The 18,325-nt window shown below is 61.8% G+C and carries 7 protein-coding genes; 5 read left to right on the plus strand and 2 right to left on the minus strand.

Features of this window, described 5'->3' with window-relative positions:
- Positions 1 to 5 precede the first annotated feature (5 nt).
- From VGY55_02380 to VGY55_02390, 3 genes are all read left to right on the plus strand, one after another.
- Positions 6 to 1,661, plus strand: a complete 1,656-nt coding sequence (locus VGY55_02380) for a tetratricopeptide repeat protein (GenBank protein ID HEV2968806.1) — start codon at positions 6 to 8, stop codon at positions 1,659 to 1,661.
- Between the two features lie 30 nt (positions 1,662 to 1,691).
- A complete protein-coding gene (locus VGY55_02385) occupies positions 1,692 to 4,643 on the plus strand; it encodes an alkaline phosphatase family protein (protein HEV2968807.1) in 2,952 nt (983 codons plus the stop codon).
- A gap of 263 nt (positions 4,644 to 4,906) precedes the next feature.
- On the plus strand, positions 4,907 to 5,038 hold the full coding sequence (locus VGY55_02390) for a hypothetical protein (GenBank protein HEV2968808.1): 132 nt from the start codon (positions 4,907 to 4,909) through the stop codon (positions 5,036 to 5,038).
- Positions 5,039 to 5,163: 125 nt separating this feature from the next.
- Here the strand turns inward: VGY55_02390 and VGY55_02395 are convergent, their stop codons facing one another.
- A complete protein-coding gene (locus VGY55_02395) occupies positions 5,164 to 7,239 on the minus strand; it encodes an alpha/beta hydrolase-fold protein (GenBank protein HEV2968809.1) in 2,076 nt (691 codons plus the stop codon).
- 21 nt (positions 7,240 to 7,260) lie between these two features.
- The gene (locus tag VGY55_02400) at positions 7,261 to 7,755 is read right to left on the minus strand and encodes a MarR family transcriptional regulator (protein ID HEV2968810.1); all 495 of its coding nucleotides are present in this window, start codon (positions 7,753 to 7,755) and stop codon (positions 7,261 to 7,263) included.
- A gap of 1,054 nt (positions 7,756 to 8,809) precedes the next feature.
- On the opposite strand from VGY55_02400, the gene VGY55_02405 reads away from it, so the two are divergent.
- Entirely contained in the window at positions 8,810 to 16,600 is a 7,791-nt protein-coding gene (locus VGY55_02405) for an IPT/TIG domain-containing protein (protein ID HEV2968811.1), read from the plus strand.
- A gap of 614 nt (positions 16,601 to 17,214) precedes the next feature.
- On the plus strand, positions 17,215 to 18,325 hold a 1,111-nt coding region (locus tag VGY55_02410; GenBank protein HEV2968812.1), incomplete at its 3' end, for a hypothetical protein.

The raw sequence follows: 18,325 nt of genomic DNA on the forward strand, positions 1-18,325 counted from the left end.
GCACCATGAAACGACTGGCCAAAATCATCATCGCACGCGCCCCGGACTTCCTGCTGGTAGCGATACTGCTCTTTTGCGGCGTGTTGCTCGTCCGCAAATGGCTGCCCCGATCTGTCGTGGCGAAAGGCCCGGACCTGACATTTGTGGATCATCCCGCCACCGACGGTATGGAGCCGATTGTCCGCGACCAGATCCATGTGGCCCGTGCAAAGTGCGACGAATTGACGGCGACGAACGCCACGCGCCGAGAGCGCGGCCGCGCCTGGGGCGAGCTGGGCAAGGTCTACTTAACCTACTCCCATTCCCGGCCGGCGGCGGGGTGTTTCCAGAACGCCCAGGCGCTCGACCCCGATGAGTTCCGCTGGAGCTACCTACTGGCCCACGCCCTGGAGCGCGACGGCACGATCGACGAAGCCGCGGGGGCGATGCAGCGTGCACTGAAAGTGTTGCAGACCGATGCCGCCGCTACGCCGCAAGACCAACTCGCCGGCGTGTGCTTCCTCGGTGACATGATGGTGCGGCTGAACCGCCCCATCGATGCCCGGCGCACTTTTGAAGCAGCGCTAGCGGCACATCCAAAGTGCGCCTTTGTCCTCGTCAACCTTGGCCAGTTGGCCACAGAAGCCGGTGAGCCTGAAGCGGCCGTGGGTTATTTCCAGCGTGCCCTAGAGGTGTTGCCCGGCCGAGCAGAGGTACGCCGCCTGCTGGCCGCAGCTTACCGGCGCCAGGGCGATGTGGCGAAAGCCGCCGAGTACGCCACGCCGGGCGGTGCAATGCCCGCTCCGGTGCAATACCCCGACCCGCTGCTCGCCGCGGTCACCGAACTGGACCGCAGCGCAAAGCGACAGAATCGCCTGGGTGTCGAGCATTCCAGCGCGGGCCGCAATCAGCAGGCGGCGCTATGCTTCGCCCGCGCTTTGCAGGCGGATCCAGAAAACACGGCCGCGCACGGCAATCTCGGCATTGCCTTGTTGAAGCTGGGCCGGATCGAAGAAGCCGTCCAGCATCTAGAAGAAGCACGCCGTAGAAATCCGCAAAGCGAGGAATTCCGGTCAGGCTTGATCCTGGCTCACGTTCGCCAGCCGGGCGCACAACAAATCGCAATCGACGACGCCCTGGCCTGGCGCAAGGAGCAGCCCCGAAACCTCCAGGCGCTTAATATTCTCGCGCAAGTTTACTTCGAGATACAACGGTATCTTGAGACTCTGAACATTAGCGGGGAAGCAGTCCGGATCGACCCGGCCCAGCCGTCGCCGTTTCTGGAGCAGGCCAGGGCGCTGGCCGCGCTGGGTCGCCACGCCGAGGCCCGCGACCGGCTCGAACAGGCTGTCAAGACGTTCCCCGACGATGAAACAGTCCGGCACACGCTGGCGCGTTTCCTCGTCGCCTGCCCAGACGACAAGCAACGCGACGCCGCCCGTGGATTGAAGCTGAGCCAGGAGCTGTTTGCCGGTCTTGGTGAGGTAGTCATCGGCGAAACGCTTGCCCTGGCACTGGCCGAAAACGGGCAATTCGACGAGGCCGTGAAGCGCCAACGCTGGGCTGTCCAGACCTGCGGCGATCAGGCGGGACCGGCCTTGCGCCAGCGGCTCGAACGGGAACTGAAGTGCCTGGAAGCGAGGCAGCCGTATCGCGAACCCTGGCCGTTCTGCAACAAGTGAGCGTGTTGAGAGAAGCTTCGGGAAATCTGCATGGCCCGACGTGAGAAAGTCCTGCTCGTCGGCTGGGATGCGGCCGACTGGAAAGTCATCAATCCGCTGATGGACGCCGGTAAAATGCCGAACGTCCAGCGGCTGGTCGATAACGGCAGCATGGGGCAAATCGCCACACTTCACCCGCCGCTGTCGCCGATGCTGTGGACGTCCATCGCCACAGGCAAGCGGCCGTTCAAGCACGGGATCCACGGTTTTAGCGAGCCCACTGCCGACGGCCTCGGCATCCAGCCGGTTACCAACCTGTCGCGGAAGTGCAAGGCGGTCTGGAATATTCTCAATCAGAACGGATTGCGTAGCGTGGTCATCGGTTGGTGGCCCAGCCACCCGGCCGAGCCGATCAACGGCGTGATGGTGTCCGACCATTACCACCGTGCGCACGGCCCGCTCGACAAGGGCTGGCCACTCTTGCCCAGGTCCGTTCATCCGCCCGAGCTGCACGATACATTAGCCGAGTTGCGCTTCCACCCCAACGAGCTGGCGCCGTCGATGATCGAGCCGTTCGTCCCAAAGGCCGAGGAGATCGACCAGGACAAGGATAAACGCCTGGCTGGCTGCATGCGCACCCTGTGCGAGTGCGTGAGCATCCACTCAGCCGCTACGTACCTGATCGAGCACGAACCTTGGGACTTCTTCGCCGTCTACTACGATGCCATCGACCACTTCTGTCATGGCTTCATGAAGTACCACCCGCCGCGGCAGGAGTTCATCCCTGAGGCGGATTTCGAACTGTACCACAACGTGGTGTCGATGGCCTACCAGTTCCACGACCAGATGCTGGGCACACTGCTCAATAAAGCCGGCGAGGATATGAACGTGATCCTCATGTCCGATCACGGCTTCCACCCAGACCACCTGCGGCCCAAGATGATACCCAGCATCCCTGCGGGGCCAGCCATCGAGCACCGCGATTTCGGTATCTTGGCGATGCGGGGGCCGGGCATCAAGAAGGACGAGCTGCTGCACGGGCCGAGCGTCATCGACATCACGCCGACGATCCTGACGCTCTACGGCCTGCCCGTGGGCGCCGACATGGATGGCAAGGTGCTGGTAAGCGCGTTCGAGAAGCCGCTGGACGTGCAAACGATCCCGACTTGGGAAGAAGTGCCGGGCGCCGACGGCCGCCATCCACCGCACACGCGACTCGATCCGCAGGCCGCCCGCGAATCGCTGGCACAGCTTGTGGCGCTTGGCTACATCGCCAGGCCGGATGAGAATCGCGAGAAGGCCGTCGCCGATACCATCGCCGAACTACGTTACAATCTCTCCGAGGCCTACCAGGACGACGACCAACACGCCGAAGCGCTGGAGATTCTGCGCGAGTTGCATCGGGCCGACCCGGACGAGCAACGCTATGCGGTCCACCGCTTCGTTTCTTGCCAGGCGCTGGGACTGTTGGACGAAATGTCAGAGATAGTGGCGGACCTCGATGGTCGGCGGCGCGGCGTTTATGAGCAGGCGCGAGTAGGCTTGACGGAACTTTCGGAACTGGTCCGCAAGCGGATGAAAGAGCGCAAATTGAAGCAGGAACTTGCGGCGACCGAGGCGCCGTCAGACGCCAAGCCCGAAGAACCGGACCAGCCCGACGAAACCGGCGTGGAAGCATCCGGCGAGGCCGAGAAGACCGAAGCCGCGCTGCTAAGCCCTGAAGAACGACAAGCGTTGGGCCGCTGGCGGAACTTGGCGCGGTTCGATCCGCCGGTGGTCGATTACCTCAAGGCTCAAGTCCGGGCGATGGAGGGCCGGCCAGCCGAGGCGCTGAAGCTGCTCGAGCGCGTCCAGGAAGCGCACCTGGCCCGGCCGGGGCTGTTCTTGCAGACGGCGGACCTCTATTTGAAGCTTGGTCGTTGGGAAGAGGCTGAGCAGACCTATGCCAAGGCCCTGAGCGTCGATCCGGATAACCCCCATGCCCACGTGGGAATGAGCCGGATGGCCCTGCGGCGTGGCGATTACGCCCGCGCGGCGCAATCGGCCCTGGACGCGCTCCAGCGGATGTATCATTATCCGGTCGCCCATTTCCTCTTGGGCGAGGCCTTGATTCGGCTGAGAGAATGGTCGCGGGCCGCCGAGGCCTTCCGCGGGGCGCTTTCGCTGAATCCCAATTTCCCGCAAGCCCACCGACGGCTGGCCGGGATCGCCCGCCGGTCCGGCGACTCGGCGGCCGCCGCCGAACACCTCCGGCTGTTCGAGGAGCTCAAAGCCGCCGGGAAGAACGAGCAGCCCGCCGAAGCAGAAACCGGACAGCCCACTGCTAACGAGTCCAAGTCCGCGGAATTTGCTGAAACGGAGGCCTTGCCAGTGGCCCAGCCGAGTGCTCAGCCGGCCGCGGACCTGACGGAGACCATTGTGGTGGTCACGGGCTTGCCGCGCTCGGGCACGTCGATGATCATGCAGATGCTGGCCGCCGGAGGGCTGCCGGTCCTGAGCGATGGCCGTCGCACGGCCGATGTCGATAATCCGTTGGGCTATTTCGAGTATGAGCCAGTCAAGCATTTGCACGAAAGCGCCGACTGGCTGACCGACGCACGGGGCCACGCGGTCAAGATCGTGGCGCCGCTCTTACGCTACCTGCCGCACGACCGCGATTACCGGATCGTGTTCATCGAGCGGAATGTCGAGGAGGTGCTGGCGTCGCAGGCGGAAATGCTGACTCGACGCGGCGAAATAATCGACGACACGCCGGCCCGCCGCAGCCGCCTGAAGGAATCATGCGTCCGCCAAGTGCAGAGCCTTAAGACGACCCTGCTGCAGCGGCCGCGGATGCGAACTCTGTTCCTGAACCACGCCGAAGTTTTGCGTGATCCCAACGCTGTCGCCGACTCGCTGAATCTGTTTCTCGGCGGCAAGTTAAACGCGACAGCGATGGCGGCAAAGGTCAAGCCGTTGCTGCATCGCCAGCGCGCCGCGGAAACTACGGCGCCGAGTCCGTAACGCTTGGCAACTTGCCTCCCAGAGTCGAGCATGTTCGGCTGGCGCAAGTTGACGTTGGCCGGCCCGCTCGTTGTTGGCTGCAGTTCCGATTTTATTGCTCGCGCTTCGGGCCGTGAACGTCTACAATCTGCGGCGGTCCGCCCGACCGACGTAGTTTCGCAACCTCGGTCGATCCGACCGACGCCGCGAACGCAGCCGGCACGTTTTACAAGAACAGCCTGACGGTCGGCGCTCGCGGCTCACTCGGCAAGCTCATCAACTGGATGATCCGAGCATTCATGTTCGACGAGGCCCGCGGCCAAACGTGGATCATCCACAATATCGAAGACGTGGGCAACTTCGAATCGTTCCTGCCGCAGCTCTATGCGGCCGAGGCGACGACGATAACTGCGTAATCACTGGCCGCAACCACATGACCAGGCAACGACGATATCGTTCCCATTAAAGGCTCAGCTTTTAAGCGAGGCACGAACCCAGATCATATTGCAGGGTCTGGCGAGGCGCTTCACGGAGCGGATTCTTATTTTTCGGCCGCTTGCTGGAATAGCCGCGGGGCGAAATCGTTCAGGGCGTGGCGCCAGGTTTGCCATTCGTGCGAAAAACCTTTGGCGTCGCGGAAGACGATGTGCTTGACGCCGGCTTGCTCCAGAGTGTTGTAGAGGTCATCGGCATTGCGATGAATGCCCTCGTCGAGGCCGACCGTGCCGGCATGGAGGTAGAGGAGGCTGACCTTCTTGTCGAACCCCGTTGGATCGGCGAACAGGCCGTCGTAAGACGTCTTCGGATCGACGCGGCCGACGCCACTGAAGGCGCCGATGGCGGAGAACGTATCGAGATGAGAGAGTCCGATTCGCAGGGCTTGGCCGGCGCCCATGGACAGACCGGCGATGGCCCGTTGATCACGGTGCGGGCTGGTGCGGTAGGTCGAGTCGATCAAAGGAATCAAGTCCTTGAGCACGACCTCTTCGAAGGCGCTGAAGTCGAAGCGACCGCGGCCCGGCCCCGGTGCCGGGGCCGGCTCGGCCGAAGCACCTGCCCGCGTGGCGTAGCCTTTCTCCATGACGACGATCATCGGCTTGGCTTTGCCGGCGGCGATCAAATTGTCGAGGATGAAGTTCACGTGCCCCTGGCGAGTCCAGCCGGTTTCATCCTCGCCCGCGCCATGTTGCAGGTAGAGGACAGGATAGCGCTTGTTGGCAGCGGAGTCGTAGTCGGGTGGAGTGTAAACCATGATGTGCCGCACTTGGCCGGTCACACTCGACTTGTACCACCGCGAGCGGACTTCGCCGTGCGGCACGTCCTTGGCGTCGTAAAAATCGACGCCGCCTTCCGGAATATCAATGCCGCTCGTCGGACGACCGGTGCCGAAGAAGGAGTCGCTGGCCGGGTCGTTCAATTCGACGCCGTCCACCGAGAGCTTGTAGTAATGAAAGCCGGGAATGACCGGCGGGGTCGTGACCGTCCAGACGCCGCCGTCACCGCGTGCCATCTCCCACGGTCCGCCTTTGCCCAGACCAAAATTGCCGACGACGGCGACTTTCTTGGCGTCCGGGGCTTTTAATTGCAGCGTGATTCGCAAGTCGGAGTGAATCCGGGGGTACGCAGCGTTGCCGATGTTGGTCGAGGCGGGATGCGAGTCGCCGTTCATCTTGGATTGACTGCTGGTGTCGGATTGCTCGCTCGTCTTGGGCTGGTCACTTGCGTTGTCCGGCAGCTTTTTCTGTGGCTCTCCTTCGCGGAATAGCATCTGCGCGAAGTGATAGAGATCGTTCTTCCACTCTTTGAAATCGTGGCGACCGCCGGGAACGACGACGTAGACGTGCGGCACCTTCTTTTCGTCGAGCATGTTGTGAACGTTTTGGCTGATTCGCAGTAGTCCGTCCGCATCGCCGCAAGCGACGTACAGCAGCTTGAGACGTTTGGCGGCGTCGGTCGGATCCTTCAGCAGCTCGTCAGCTCTGCGGGTGTTGGGCGCCGACGAGAAACCGCCGACCCAGGCAAATCTGTCGATATGGCTCAGGCCGAAATTGAGCGACTGCCCGCCCCCCATCGACAGTCCGGCCAAGGCCCGCGACTCGCGGTCGGTATTGACGGAGAAGTTCTTCTCGATGAACGGGATCAGGTCTTTCAGCAAATCGTCCTCGAAGGCGGCGAAGGCGGGGGACTGCCGGGGGAACGGGTCCCGGGGACCGAGGTCTTTCGCCGCTCGGCCGTTCGGCAGGACGACGATCATCGGCACGATCTTCTTGTCGGCATAGAGGTTGTCGAGGACCAGGTTGGCGACGCCGCCCCGCGTCCATTCATTCTCGTCGCCGCCGATGCCGTGGAGGAGATAAAGCACCGGGTATTGTTTGTCCTTGGAATACCCCGGGGGCGTGTAGACCTGCGCCTTGCGCTTGGCGCCGACGGTGGTCGAATCATATTCGACGGTTTCAAGCTTGCCGCGGTCGAGGCCGTCGCGCTTGACGTCGAAGCCCTGCGGGGCCGTGGTGAGGTCTTGAGACTGGTCTTGCTTGCCCGCGTTATCCTGGGCGCGTAAGGCGGCGCAGCTCAAGGCGAACAAGAGGAACGCTCTCGATGAGAATGCGTGTCGCATGATACTCTCTCCTTAGCGAGGTCAGAGACTCAATTTCGTCTTTTCGTTCCGACGGCTGCGAACGACGTGAGCGGCTTCCGGCAGCAGCGTGCTCTCGCCGGCAATGTTATCGGCCACGCGCCGCAGGCCGACGATCAACGATCGAGCCGCTTCAGCGGAGAATCCCTTCAGCATCTGCTCGCGAATCGGCTCGCTTGTTTTTAGCAATCGCTCAAACGTTCGCCGGCCTTTGGACGACAGTCTGACGAGCCGGGCACGATTGTCCTCGGGATCCCGCTCGCGCGTCACCAGCTCTCGGCCTTCTAAGAGCACCAGCATCGCCCGAATCGTACTCGGATCAGAGGAAGCCCGACGGGCTAATTCCTGCTGCGTAATCCCATCATCTTCCGCGAGACTGGCAAGCAAAACAAACTGATCTGCGGTCACTCCATTACGGGCAAACTGAGCATCAGAGACGCGGTGCATCGCAAAATACGTGGCGCGCAGGACTCTTGGCAGTTCACGGGCACTGTCCATTTAGGACCTGGGTTGGCACGTCGAGGGGAGATAATACGTATACGCACTAAGTGACTTATCTTACCAAACCGTTTGCGAATGTCCAACAAGAATCGCGGGCGGTAGAACGCCGGCGCGCAAATGACCGACCGTCCGACGGACCGTCCCGCGCCATACCCAGCAGTGGCCCAAACCTGCTTCGGTCCCATCGCCCGAATCGGCCTCGGAGTGTCGGAACGTCCGCGCGCAAGAGCCTGAAGAGGAATCACTCCGGTCGATCCGACCGACGCGCACAAGGTGGTTCGCCATCAGGCCAAAAATCAGTCGATCTATCGGGACTTTGAAGACACCGTGACGTTGAATTGATGGCGGTAGGGGCATCGCGGTTGCCTGCACCCCGCAGATTATTCCTTGCAATTCGCCGCGCGGGGGGATAGACTCAGCACACTGCTCGGCTTTTGGACCCTTGGACGGGCCTCTGCCGTCGCCCCGGTCACTGCCGCCCAGAACCGTTTGGTCTGTGGTCGGTGATTCTGTCGCGATCGGGTTTCTCTCGGGCGAAGTCTCCGCGCGATTGCTGTGCGCGGCGGATTTTGAATCCGTATGGCGCTTGGCGCGATCTCGGTCGGAGTTGCTCGAACTAATCCTGGATAACGTTGCCGCAGCCGCGTATTGCAAAACCGGAGAACGTCATCGCCGACGCCAGCTCACTCGGTCTTGGTTGCCGGGAAAATGAAAAGAGCGAGCAGCGCGGTCTCTAAAACTTGTGGAGAATCTCATGGCTGGATCGAATCGGTTGGCGTCTCATCGCGGTAACATTCGGGTGAATGGCCGCCGTCGCAAGGCGCGGCGAAGCGACCGTCAGACGCGGTTATCCGTCGAGCGATTAGAAGATCGCACGATGCTCACGATCGTCTTTCCGCTCAATTCTGGGGCTGAGACTCATTACAATGCTAACCCTTTTCCCCACGGTGCCTTGCAGAACCCCCAAGTGAACCTCATTTTCGCTGGGAATTGGACTACATACCAGGCAAATGAAGGAGAGGCGTCTACGTACCTGGCAGATGAAGCCGCAATGAGAAACGCCGTGCAGTCGATCGTGCAAGGGCCCTATTTGACCGGATTGGAGCAATATGGCGCCAGTGGGACGGCCCAGATGGGCGCGGTTTGGTCTGATCCTTCGCAGACGCTGCCCAACCCAACCGTTGCCAACGCAGGTAATCTGCAGGATTACCTACAGAACTCCATCACACATTATAACACGACCCCGCCCTCAGTCGACCAGGAGCATGCACCCATTTACGCGGTCGTCTTGGATCCGACCGATACCGGTACTAGTGGGTCTTCCGGAGGATTCAACGCTCCGGGCAGCTACACGGTCAACCCCGGTGTTCTGGGCTCGAGCGTGCCGATCAACATGATCGAAGTCGGGGCGTACGAAAGCGGCGGGCAAGTGGATATGAACAAGTTCGGCCAGTATTTCTCTCACGAATTGGCCGAACGGGTCGTCGACGACCATCAGATGTTTAATTCACCGTACGTCAATTCTGACATATTCCACTCACAACAAGTCGCTGACGGCGAGCAAAACGCCAACGAGTATTCTTACCGGCTAAATGGTGCGCTGGTCCAGGCCTACTGGTCGGACGCGGACCAGGCCGCGATTGTGCCGGACGTCCCTTCGCCTGTGGCAAATTTTGTCCTCACACCTACTTACTCACTTAACCCGAACACGTATGGGTTTCAGAGCAAATACGACTTAACGGTCACGTCCAGCCTTCATGCCGTCTCATTCAGTTCGGGCCCCGGCGGCGTTTCGGTAATCGTCGACGGGGAGACCGCCACATTCGGCCTCAGCGATGACCCCTTGAATAGCATTACGGTCAACGGAGCCTCTCAATTGTATGTCAACGACTCGAGCGACGCAAATCCCAGCGCGATCACTGTCGGTAACATACAGGGAAAACCCGGATGGGGCTACGTTCGCGGCGTGCTTCCGGTCGACGTCGATTTTTCCTACGCCACCACGTCATTGCTGGAGAGTGGCACCAGCCAGCTCAACGGCAATGTCGTAAATGTGCAGGAAACCGGCACGCAAACCAATATCATTTGCGACCCGCAGCATACGACCTCGATCAACATTGGAGACAGCACGAGCGTTCAAAGTATCCAGGGCGCGGTCAGTGTATCAAGCTCGGGATTTCCTCCCTTGGGAGGACCGTCGCCCATAACGATCACGCTTAACGATTCCAGTGATCCCTCGTCCCACACGTTCTATGTCGAGAACGATGCGGCGACTCCCGGCTGGGGCGACGTTCGAAGTCTCGCCCCCGCGCAGATCAGCTACCAATACGAATTCACCGCCAGTCTCACGATTATCACCGGCTCGGCCAGCGGCGGCATCGCGAACGTCTTGGAAACGGGGGTCCCCACAAACATCAACGGTCAGAGCGGAGTGGCATCGACCGTCCAGATCGGCGACAATAGCGGCGTCCGGAACATTGTGGGCCAGCTAACCATCAGTGGCCCGACGAACTTGCTTGGCCCCAACCCTGCCGCAACGATCATCATCGACGACACGAACGATCTACACGCGCGCACAATCCACGTGGAAGACTCGACCACTCCGGGAGCCACGGGTGTCGGCGAGGTGGCGGGTATGGCCCCGGCCAATATCTACTTCCAGTACTGGAACACGGTCAGCCTGACGATCAATACCGGTCTGGCCAACAACAATGTCGTTGACGTCTTGCAAACCGGCGTAACCACCAACCTGAACACCGTCAATGGGTCTACCGTCAATATCGGATATGCCGCGAACGGAGCGCAAGGCCTCCTCAGCGATTTGAACATTGCGAGCCCCGGCATGAGTTTGGTGCGATACGCCACCATCAACGTCGACGACACAGGCGACACCTCAGCGCGCAGTGTCACCCTAGCGGACCCATACGCATCGAGCGACCCCGGTGAGGCCAACGCCAGTTCTATCAGCGGTCTGGCCCCGGGAACTATCAACTACTTCGGCTTGTACACGGCCAGCCTGTCGATCGTCACCGACGCGATCGCCGCAAACTCAATCAATGTGCTTGAAAATAACGTTCCGACGTATCTAGTCGGTGGTGCCCTCACATACGTCTATCTTGGCGACGGCACCACCGGCGCCCAGAGCATCTTCGGCAATTTGTACATTTCTAGCTCGGAGAGCGGCACCCCGGACTCCGGCAACATGTTCATTTCAGTCAACGACCTGGCCGATGGAACGGCCCGCACGGCCACGGTTTCCACCTATTATCCTTTCAAACGACTTCTCTCGGGCTTGACCATCTTTGATGATCCCTGGGGCTCGATGAGCGGGCTGTTACCGTCTCCGGCCACCATCAACTATGAATATCTGGATACGTCCAGTGTGCTGATCGACGGCAACGCTGCCGACCAGAAGGTCAACCCTCCTGGCGCCACGCCCGTCTACCTCAATGCGTTCCCGGTCGTCACCAGCGTTAGTCCCTCAACCGGATCGCTCAATGGAGGAACCGTTGTGACGATCCTTGGCACCTTCCTGGACCTCCCCGGCCGGTTTGTCGATTTCGGCCATAAACCCGGGCACATCATCAGTGACACGCCCACCGAGATTCAAGTCGTCGCGCCGGCAGCGACCGCGGCCGGCACGGTGGACGTGAGAGTCGGGAATGTCGCCGGCAAGTCAGCGACATCGGCGGCCGATAAGTTCACCTACGTCGTCCCGCCGGTCGTCACCTCCATCGCTCCCGGTGCCGGTCCGCTAGGGGGCGGAAACACGGTGTTCATCTTTGGCACGGACTTAAACGGCGCGACGGCGGTGGACTTCGGGCAGAATCCAGGCACAATCCTCGCGGTCTTCCAAACCGATCCCCCTGCCGACCTCTGGGAAATGATTGCCATCGCCCCCGCGGGCGCCCAAGGCACGGTGGATGTGACGGTGACGACGGGAGGCGGCCCGTCGGCCACGTCGTCGGCCGACGTTTACGCTTACTTCGCGGCACCCGTTTTCGGCCACATGAGACCGTCCTCGGGGCCGACGACGGGCGGCACTGTGGTGATGATCAGTGGCGCGAGTCTGGAATCCGTCACCGAGGTCGATTTTGGCCAAACCGCCGTCACTTTTCCTAATTTCCAAAGGCAATTCAACGCGATCCGGGTCACCAGTCCAATGGGTGCCGCCGGCACTGTGCATGTGACGCTAAAATCGGCGGGCGGCACGACCGCGACGTCGGCGGCCGACCAGTTCACCTACATCGCCGCGCCTGTCTTGATCGACTACAGCGGGTTCCCTTTTGCTTTGACCCCGAATTTTGGGCCGTACGAAGGGGGCACCACAGTCACGATCAACGGTGCGAATCTAGCCAATGCCACGAAAGTGAATTTCGGGGCGATTGCGGGCACGATTGTCAGCGACACGGCCACGCAGATCGTTGCCATCAGCCCGGCGCAGCCCTTGGGCAGCATTGTCGACGTGACCGTGACCACCGCGGGGGGCACGTCGGACCTGTTGTACGGCGACCTGTTCCAATACACGCATGAGCCGCCTTATGTTTACGGCGTAAGTCCGCCGTCAGGCGACGTGGCGGGCGGGACAACGGTGACGATCACCGGACTGAACCTGCTGGGCGCGACGGAGGTGGATTTCGGCAGCGTCCTCGGCGGTCCCAAGGCCACGAGCTTTACCATCAACTCGCCGACACAGATCACGGCCACCAGCCCGGCGGAAACCGCCGGCACCGTGGACGTGACTGTGGTCACGCCGGGCGAACGGTCGGCTATTTCGGCGGCAGATCATTTTACGTATACGTCGAGCGCCGTCCCGACCGTCTCCAGCCTGAGCCCATCGTCGGGCTTGGTGGCGGGCGGGACCACCGTCACCATCACGGGGACGAACCTGACCGGCGCCACGGCGGTCGACTTCGGCTCGACCGCAGGCACGATTGTCCCCGGCACGGATACAGGCACGCAAATCGTAGCCACAAGCCCGGCTGGCGCCGCCGGCGCCGGCGCGGTCGACGTGACGGTGGTGACGCTCAACGGGACGTCGGCCACTTCGCCGGCCGACCAGTTCACTTACCAAGTGCCCGGCCCCGTCGTCTCCTTAATAAACCCAGCGTCGGGAGCTACGTCGGGTGGCACCATCGTGACCATCAGCGGTTCGAATTTGTCGGGCGCGACGGCGGTGAGTTTCGGCGGCACCCCGGCGACTAGCTTCACGGTCAATGCGAATGGAACGATTACCGCCACCAGCCCGGCGGGAACCACTGGCGCGGTGGACGTGACGGTCGTGACGGCGGGGGGCACGTCGGCCCTCTCGCCGTACGATCAGTTCCACTACGGCGCCGCGCCGACGATATCAGCCCTCATTGACGGCGGCAGCCTGATTCACAATCTGGGCCCGAGCAACACCCGCGGTTTCGGGCTCTACATTTTTGGCGGGAATCTGACCGGCGCCACGGAAGTGGATTTCGGCGCCGTGGCAGGCACAATTATCGACGACCGAGGAGCAGCAGAGGGGTCTATCTATGTCACGACCCCGTCCGAAGGCCCTGGCACGGTCGACGTGAGGGTCGTTACGCCGAGCGGCACGTCAGCGATTACCCCGGCCGACCAATTCACGTTTACCGCTGGGCCCTTCGTCACGAATGCGACATCGCATTTCATCGACGCTGGCCATGGCTTCTTTGGCGCAGACGGACCGCTGGCGGGTGGCACGCCGGTGCTCATTCAGGGCTACCATTTGAGCGATGTGACCGCGGTGAATTTCGGCAATACCCCGGCCGCCAGTTTTACGTATGACAGCTATTACGCGACGATCGTCGCCGTCAGCCCGCCGGGCGCTGCCGGCACGGTGAGCGTGACGGTGACTTCGCCGGAAGGGACCTCCACGGTCGCGCCGGCTCTAGATTTGTTCACCTACGTGCCGGCCCCGACCGTTTCCGGCATCAGTCCCGCGTCGGGTCCCTTGGCTGGCGGCAATAGCGTTGTGATTACTGGCACGAATTTGCTCGGCGCCACGGTGTATTTCGGCGGCCGCCCACTTACGAATTTCTTGGACTATTCTGATACTGACACCAGTATTCTAGTCGATGCCCCGGCGGGAGCATCTTTGGGCACGGTGGACGTGACCGTGGTAACTGATGGGGGCACGTCGCCGACGCCGTCGGCCGACCAATACACCTACCTGACGCCGCCCGTGCTCTCTGGATTGAGTACGTCGAATGGCGCGATTGCGGGCGGCACGACGGTGACGATCAGCGGCACTGCCTTGGCCGGCGCAACCGCCGTGGATTTCGGGGGCGTCGCGGGCACGATTATCCCCGGCACGAATACAGACGCTCAGATCATAGTCACCAGCCCCGCTGGTGCTGCCGGCACCGTCGACGTGACCGTGACGGCTCTCAACGGCACGTCGGCCATTTCATCGGCCGATCAGTTCACCTACGAAGGGCCACCCAGTATTAGTACCCAGGACACGAACTCGGGCCCTGTGAAGGGAGGCACGTTGGTGACGCTGACCGGCGCCAGCCTGGCAAACGCCACGGCAGTGGATTTCGGCGCCAACCCCGGCACGATTTTCAGCGACACGAATGGCCAAATCGTCGTCCTCAGTCCCGAGGCGACCGCGGATGCTGCTGGCACGGTCGGCGTGACCGTGATGACTCAGCATGGCACGTCGCCTTCCGGCCAGTTCGCGTTCACGTACGTGCTGCCCCCCGCCGTCACCGGGATTTCTCAATCTTCCGGTCCCGCGGCGGGTGGGACGTTGGTCACCATTTCCGGCGCAAATCTGTCGGGCGCGACGGCGGTCGATTTTGGCGGCACCCCAGCGACCAGTTTCATACGCGACGGCGACGGCCAGATCAGGGCCTTCAGCCCGGCGGGCGCCGGCAGCACCGTGGATGTGACGGTGGTTACGGTGGGCGGCACGTCGGCTACTTCGTCGGTCGACCAGTTCACCTACGTGGCTGCGCCTCACGTCTCGGCAATCAGTCCGGTGGCCGGTCCGACCTCAGGCGGCACACAAGTCACCATAACTGGCACGGATTTGGCCGGCGCTTCGCGGGTGGACTTCAGTGACGGTTTCGGCGATGACCGTGTCGGCACGATTGTCAGCGATACGAGCGGCCAGATTTTGGTCTCCAGTCCGTGGTTCTTCGGTTTTGCGGGTACCTTCGACGTGACGGTGACGACGATTGGTGGCACGTCGGCCACGTCCGCGGCCGACCAATTCACCTACGTGGACGCGCCGAGCGTCTCGGGCGTCAGCCCCGGCTTGGGGAACACCTTAGGCAGCAACATCGTGACGATCAATGGCGCAAATCTAGGGGGCGCCACGGCGGTGGACTTCGGCCAGCACGCGGGCACGATCCTCTACGATTCGGCCAATCAGATTCAGGTGGTCAGCCCCGCCGGCACCGCCGGTTTGGTCGACGTGACGGTGGTTGCGCCGGGCGGCACGTCGCCCACCTCATCGGCCGACCGGTTCCTTTACGTCGGTGCGCCGCTGGCTGTGGCCGATAGTTACACGGTAACCCCGAACACGACGCTGACGGTTGCCGCCGCCGGCGTGTTGGCCAACGATACGGATCCGCAACAATCACCGCTGACCGCGGAGCTGTTGGCCAATCCGTTGCACGGCGCCCTATCGTTTAACGGCGACGGCTCGTTTACGTATACTCCCGACAACGGATACGTCGGCGTGGATGGTTTCGTCTACCAGGCCGACAACGGAATCTTCGCCTCCGCGCCAACGACGGTTTCGCTGGCGATTGGGACGCTGACGGTGACCACCACCGCCGATAGCGGGCCCGGATCGTTGCGCCAAGCGATTTTGGATGCCAATGGCAAGCCGGGCCTCCCACATATAGTCCAGTTCGAGCTTCCGGCCGCGCCGCAAACGATCAATTTGCTTACTCCCTTGCCGGCCGCGACTGATCCCTTGACCGTCTCGCTCGATGCAACGCAGAACGTGACGGTCGCCCTATCGTCGGGCAGCACTTGGAATGACAACAACTCGCTGACCGTGACCGGCGCGGGAACGCTCACCTTGAGGGCGGGCATCGAGGGCCCGGGAAACCTGACGGTCGATGCCGGCAGCAGCTTGACGGCAAACCACATCGTTCAGGGCGCCTTGGTGATCGGCGGCACCGCGGACGCCCCCGCGATGTTGACCATCGCCGCGTCGGATTCTTCAGGCAATCCGCTGATTTCCGCGGCCGTAGCATCTTCGAGTAATAGCTCTATTTCGGCCCTGAGCAACAACGTTGCGGGTAATGCCGGCACTGAGGCGACCCTTGCCGAACGCCTAGCAGCGATTCGAGCCCGCCGCTTGGCGCAGCAACTTGCAGCGAGTCCGGTCTCGACAGGGGCCAATGATGCTTCGTCCGGAATTGCGCCTCCGCCGGTTGTCGTTTCCACGTTAGTCCCGACATCGGCAGCAATCCAAGAGGTCATTTCGACAGCGGCGGGCGTGAGTCCCATGATTTTCGTCCACGCGATGGTCCCCGTTGATGTAAATGCCAAATCGGCCGCCATCTCTACCGTGGTCAGTGGCAGTTTAGGCGCGCCGGTCGGTGAGAGTTCTTTTTCGATTCCCCTGGCCGATCCGATCGTCGCAACATCATCCGTCACGAGTCAGACGGGATCCGGCACAGTTCAAGGCGCGGCAGCCACGCGCAAGAGACTCGATGCGGATGCCGTTGCCGCGGCGTTCGGTTCGGACAATTGGGAATGGCTCGGTTCGGATCCGGTCGCGGGACCGACCTACTGCTCGATGGGCAATGTGGGCGGCCTCCTCTTGGGAGATGATTTGCTGGAAGCAATCGCCAAGAAATGGGGCAATTAAGAACAGAATGGAGGAGCCGAGCGGACGGGAAACCGCTTTACTCTGGCCCCACCTCGATCCGCGGAACTGCCTCACGTCCGCAGGCCTTGCCTGCGGCGGTCCGCCCGACCGACGTTGGCAAAAACTTCGGTCGATCCGACCGACGCGCGCAAGGTGGTTCGCCGTCACTCCAAAAATCAACTGCGACGTTGAATTGATGGCGGCAGGCGCATCGCGTTGCCCGCTTGCCCGCACCCCGCAGATTACTCCTTGCAATTTACCGCGCGGGGGGATAGACTCAGCACACTGCTCGGCTCTTAGACCCCTGGACGGGCCTCTGCCGTTGCCCCGGTCACTGCCGCCCAGAACCGTTTGGTCTGTGGTCGGTGATTCTTTCGTGATTGGGTTTCTTGCGCGAATTCTCCTCGCGATCGCGGTGCGCGGCGTATCGCAAATCTGCTCGGCTCTTGCCGCGATCTCGGTCGGAGTTGCTCAAACAAACCCTATGGAACGCCGCCGCACGCGCGTATTGCAAAACCGGAGAACGTCAGCGCCGACGCCAGCTCACTCGGTCTTCGTTGCCGGGAAAATCGCAAGAGCGAGCAGCGCGGTCTCTAAAACTTGTGGAGAATCTCATGGCTGGATCGAATCGGTTGGCGTCTCATCGCGGTAACATTCGGGCGAATGGCCGCCGTCGCAAGGCGCGGGGCGGCGATCGTCAGACGCGGTTGTCCGTCGAGCGATTGGAACAGCGAACGCTGTTGACCGCCAACTTTCTTCCGGGCGTGCCCGTTTGGCAGGCCCAGGGGCCGGCGCCCATCACAGGAGTGACTTACGCGACTCCCGATACGAGCGTCGGCGCCGTAGAAAGCATTCTTCCCGTGCCCACGGGCTCGGTGACTTACAATGTCCTGGGCTATTCTGTCACCGAGACGGTCTACACAATCTACGCCGGCACCGTCAACGGAGGCGTGTGGGAGGCAGACAATGTTACCGCCAGTACGTTGAACGCGATCAACTGGAGGCCGTTGAGCGATAACGAGCCTTCCCTCGGCGTCGCTTCGATGGCCTACGATCCACGACTCAAAACACTTTGGGTAGGAACCGGCTCTGTGAGCAGCGCCTATCGCCAAGGCGGTCCCGATGTCGGTCTTCTCAAGAGTACCGACAGCGGAACGACATGGACGCAACTGGGGACCGGTTTGGCTGGACAGCGCATCGTGACGGTCTTGCCGACCGCGAATTATGAAGGCGGACAGCAAGTGGTTTTCGCCGCGTCTTTGGACGGAGGCGGCATTCTGCGGAGCAATGACGGCGGCAAAAACTTTAACGCAGTGACCAAAGTTAGCTACCTCTTCGGGCAACCAGCGGGAACGTTGGCGGGCACTGCCACCGACATAGTCCAAGATCCAAACAACGCGAATCGCTTCTATGCCGCGCTAGCGGGGCAGGGCGTTTTTGAGAGCGACGATGATGGTTTGCACTGGGGATGGATTGATAACGGAATACCGCAGATGACCCAGGCTGAAGGTACGAAACTGGCTGCGGTCTACGACGGAACCACTCACCAAACGAATCTGTACGCGGTCACCGAAAAAGGCGGGAACGTGACCGGGGCCTGGATCACTCATCCGGTCGGGAACTACAGTCTCACCAATCAACCGCAATGGAGCGCCATCGGGACCGTGCCGGAGTCGAAGCCAGGCGACCCGACGACCGCCCCGCAGGCGGACGTCGGCTACGGGC

The organism is Pirellulales bacterium (genome assembly GCA_035939775.1).
In the GTDB taxonomy this organism is placed as follows: domain Bacteria; phylum Planctomycetota; class Planctomycetia; order Pirellulales; family DATAWG01; genus DASZFO01.

What these genes read in the sequence shown, in the direction of transcription:
- VGY55_02380 (HEV2968806.1), top strand. Translation starts at nt 6, where the DNA reads ATGAAACGACTGGCCAAAATCATCATCGCACGCGCCCCGGACTTCCTG.
- VGY55_02385 (HEV2968807.1), top strand. Translation starts at nt 1,692, where the DNA reads ATGGCCCGACGTGAGAAAGTCCTGCTCGTCGGCTGGGATGCGGCCGAC.
- VGY55_02390 (HEV2968808.1), top strand. Translation starts at nt 4,907, where the DNA reads ATGATCCGAGCATTCATGTTCGACGAGGCCCGCGGCCAAACGTGGATC.
- VGY55_02395 (HEV2968809.1), bottom strand. Translation starts at nt 7,239, where the DNA reads ATGCGACACGCATTCTCATCGAGAGCGTTCCTCTTGTTCGCCTTGAGC.
- VGY55_02400 (HEV2968810.1), bottom strand. Translation starts at nt 7,755, where the DNA reads ATGGACAGTGCCCGTGAACTGCCAAGAGTCCTGCGCGCCACGTATTTT.
- VGY55_02405 (HEV2968811.1), top strand. Translation starts at nt 8,810, where the DNA reads ATGAGAAACGCCGTGCAGTCGATCGTGCAAGGGCCCTATTTGACCGGA.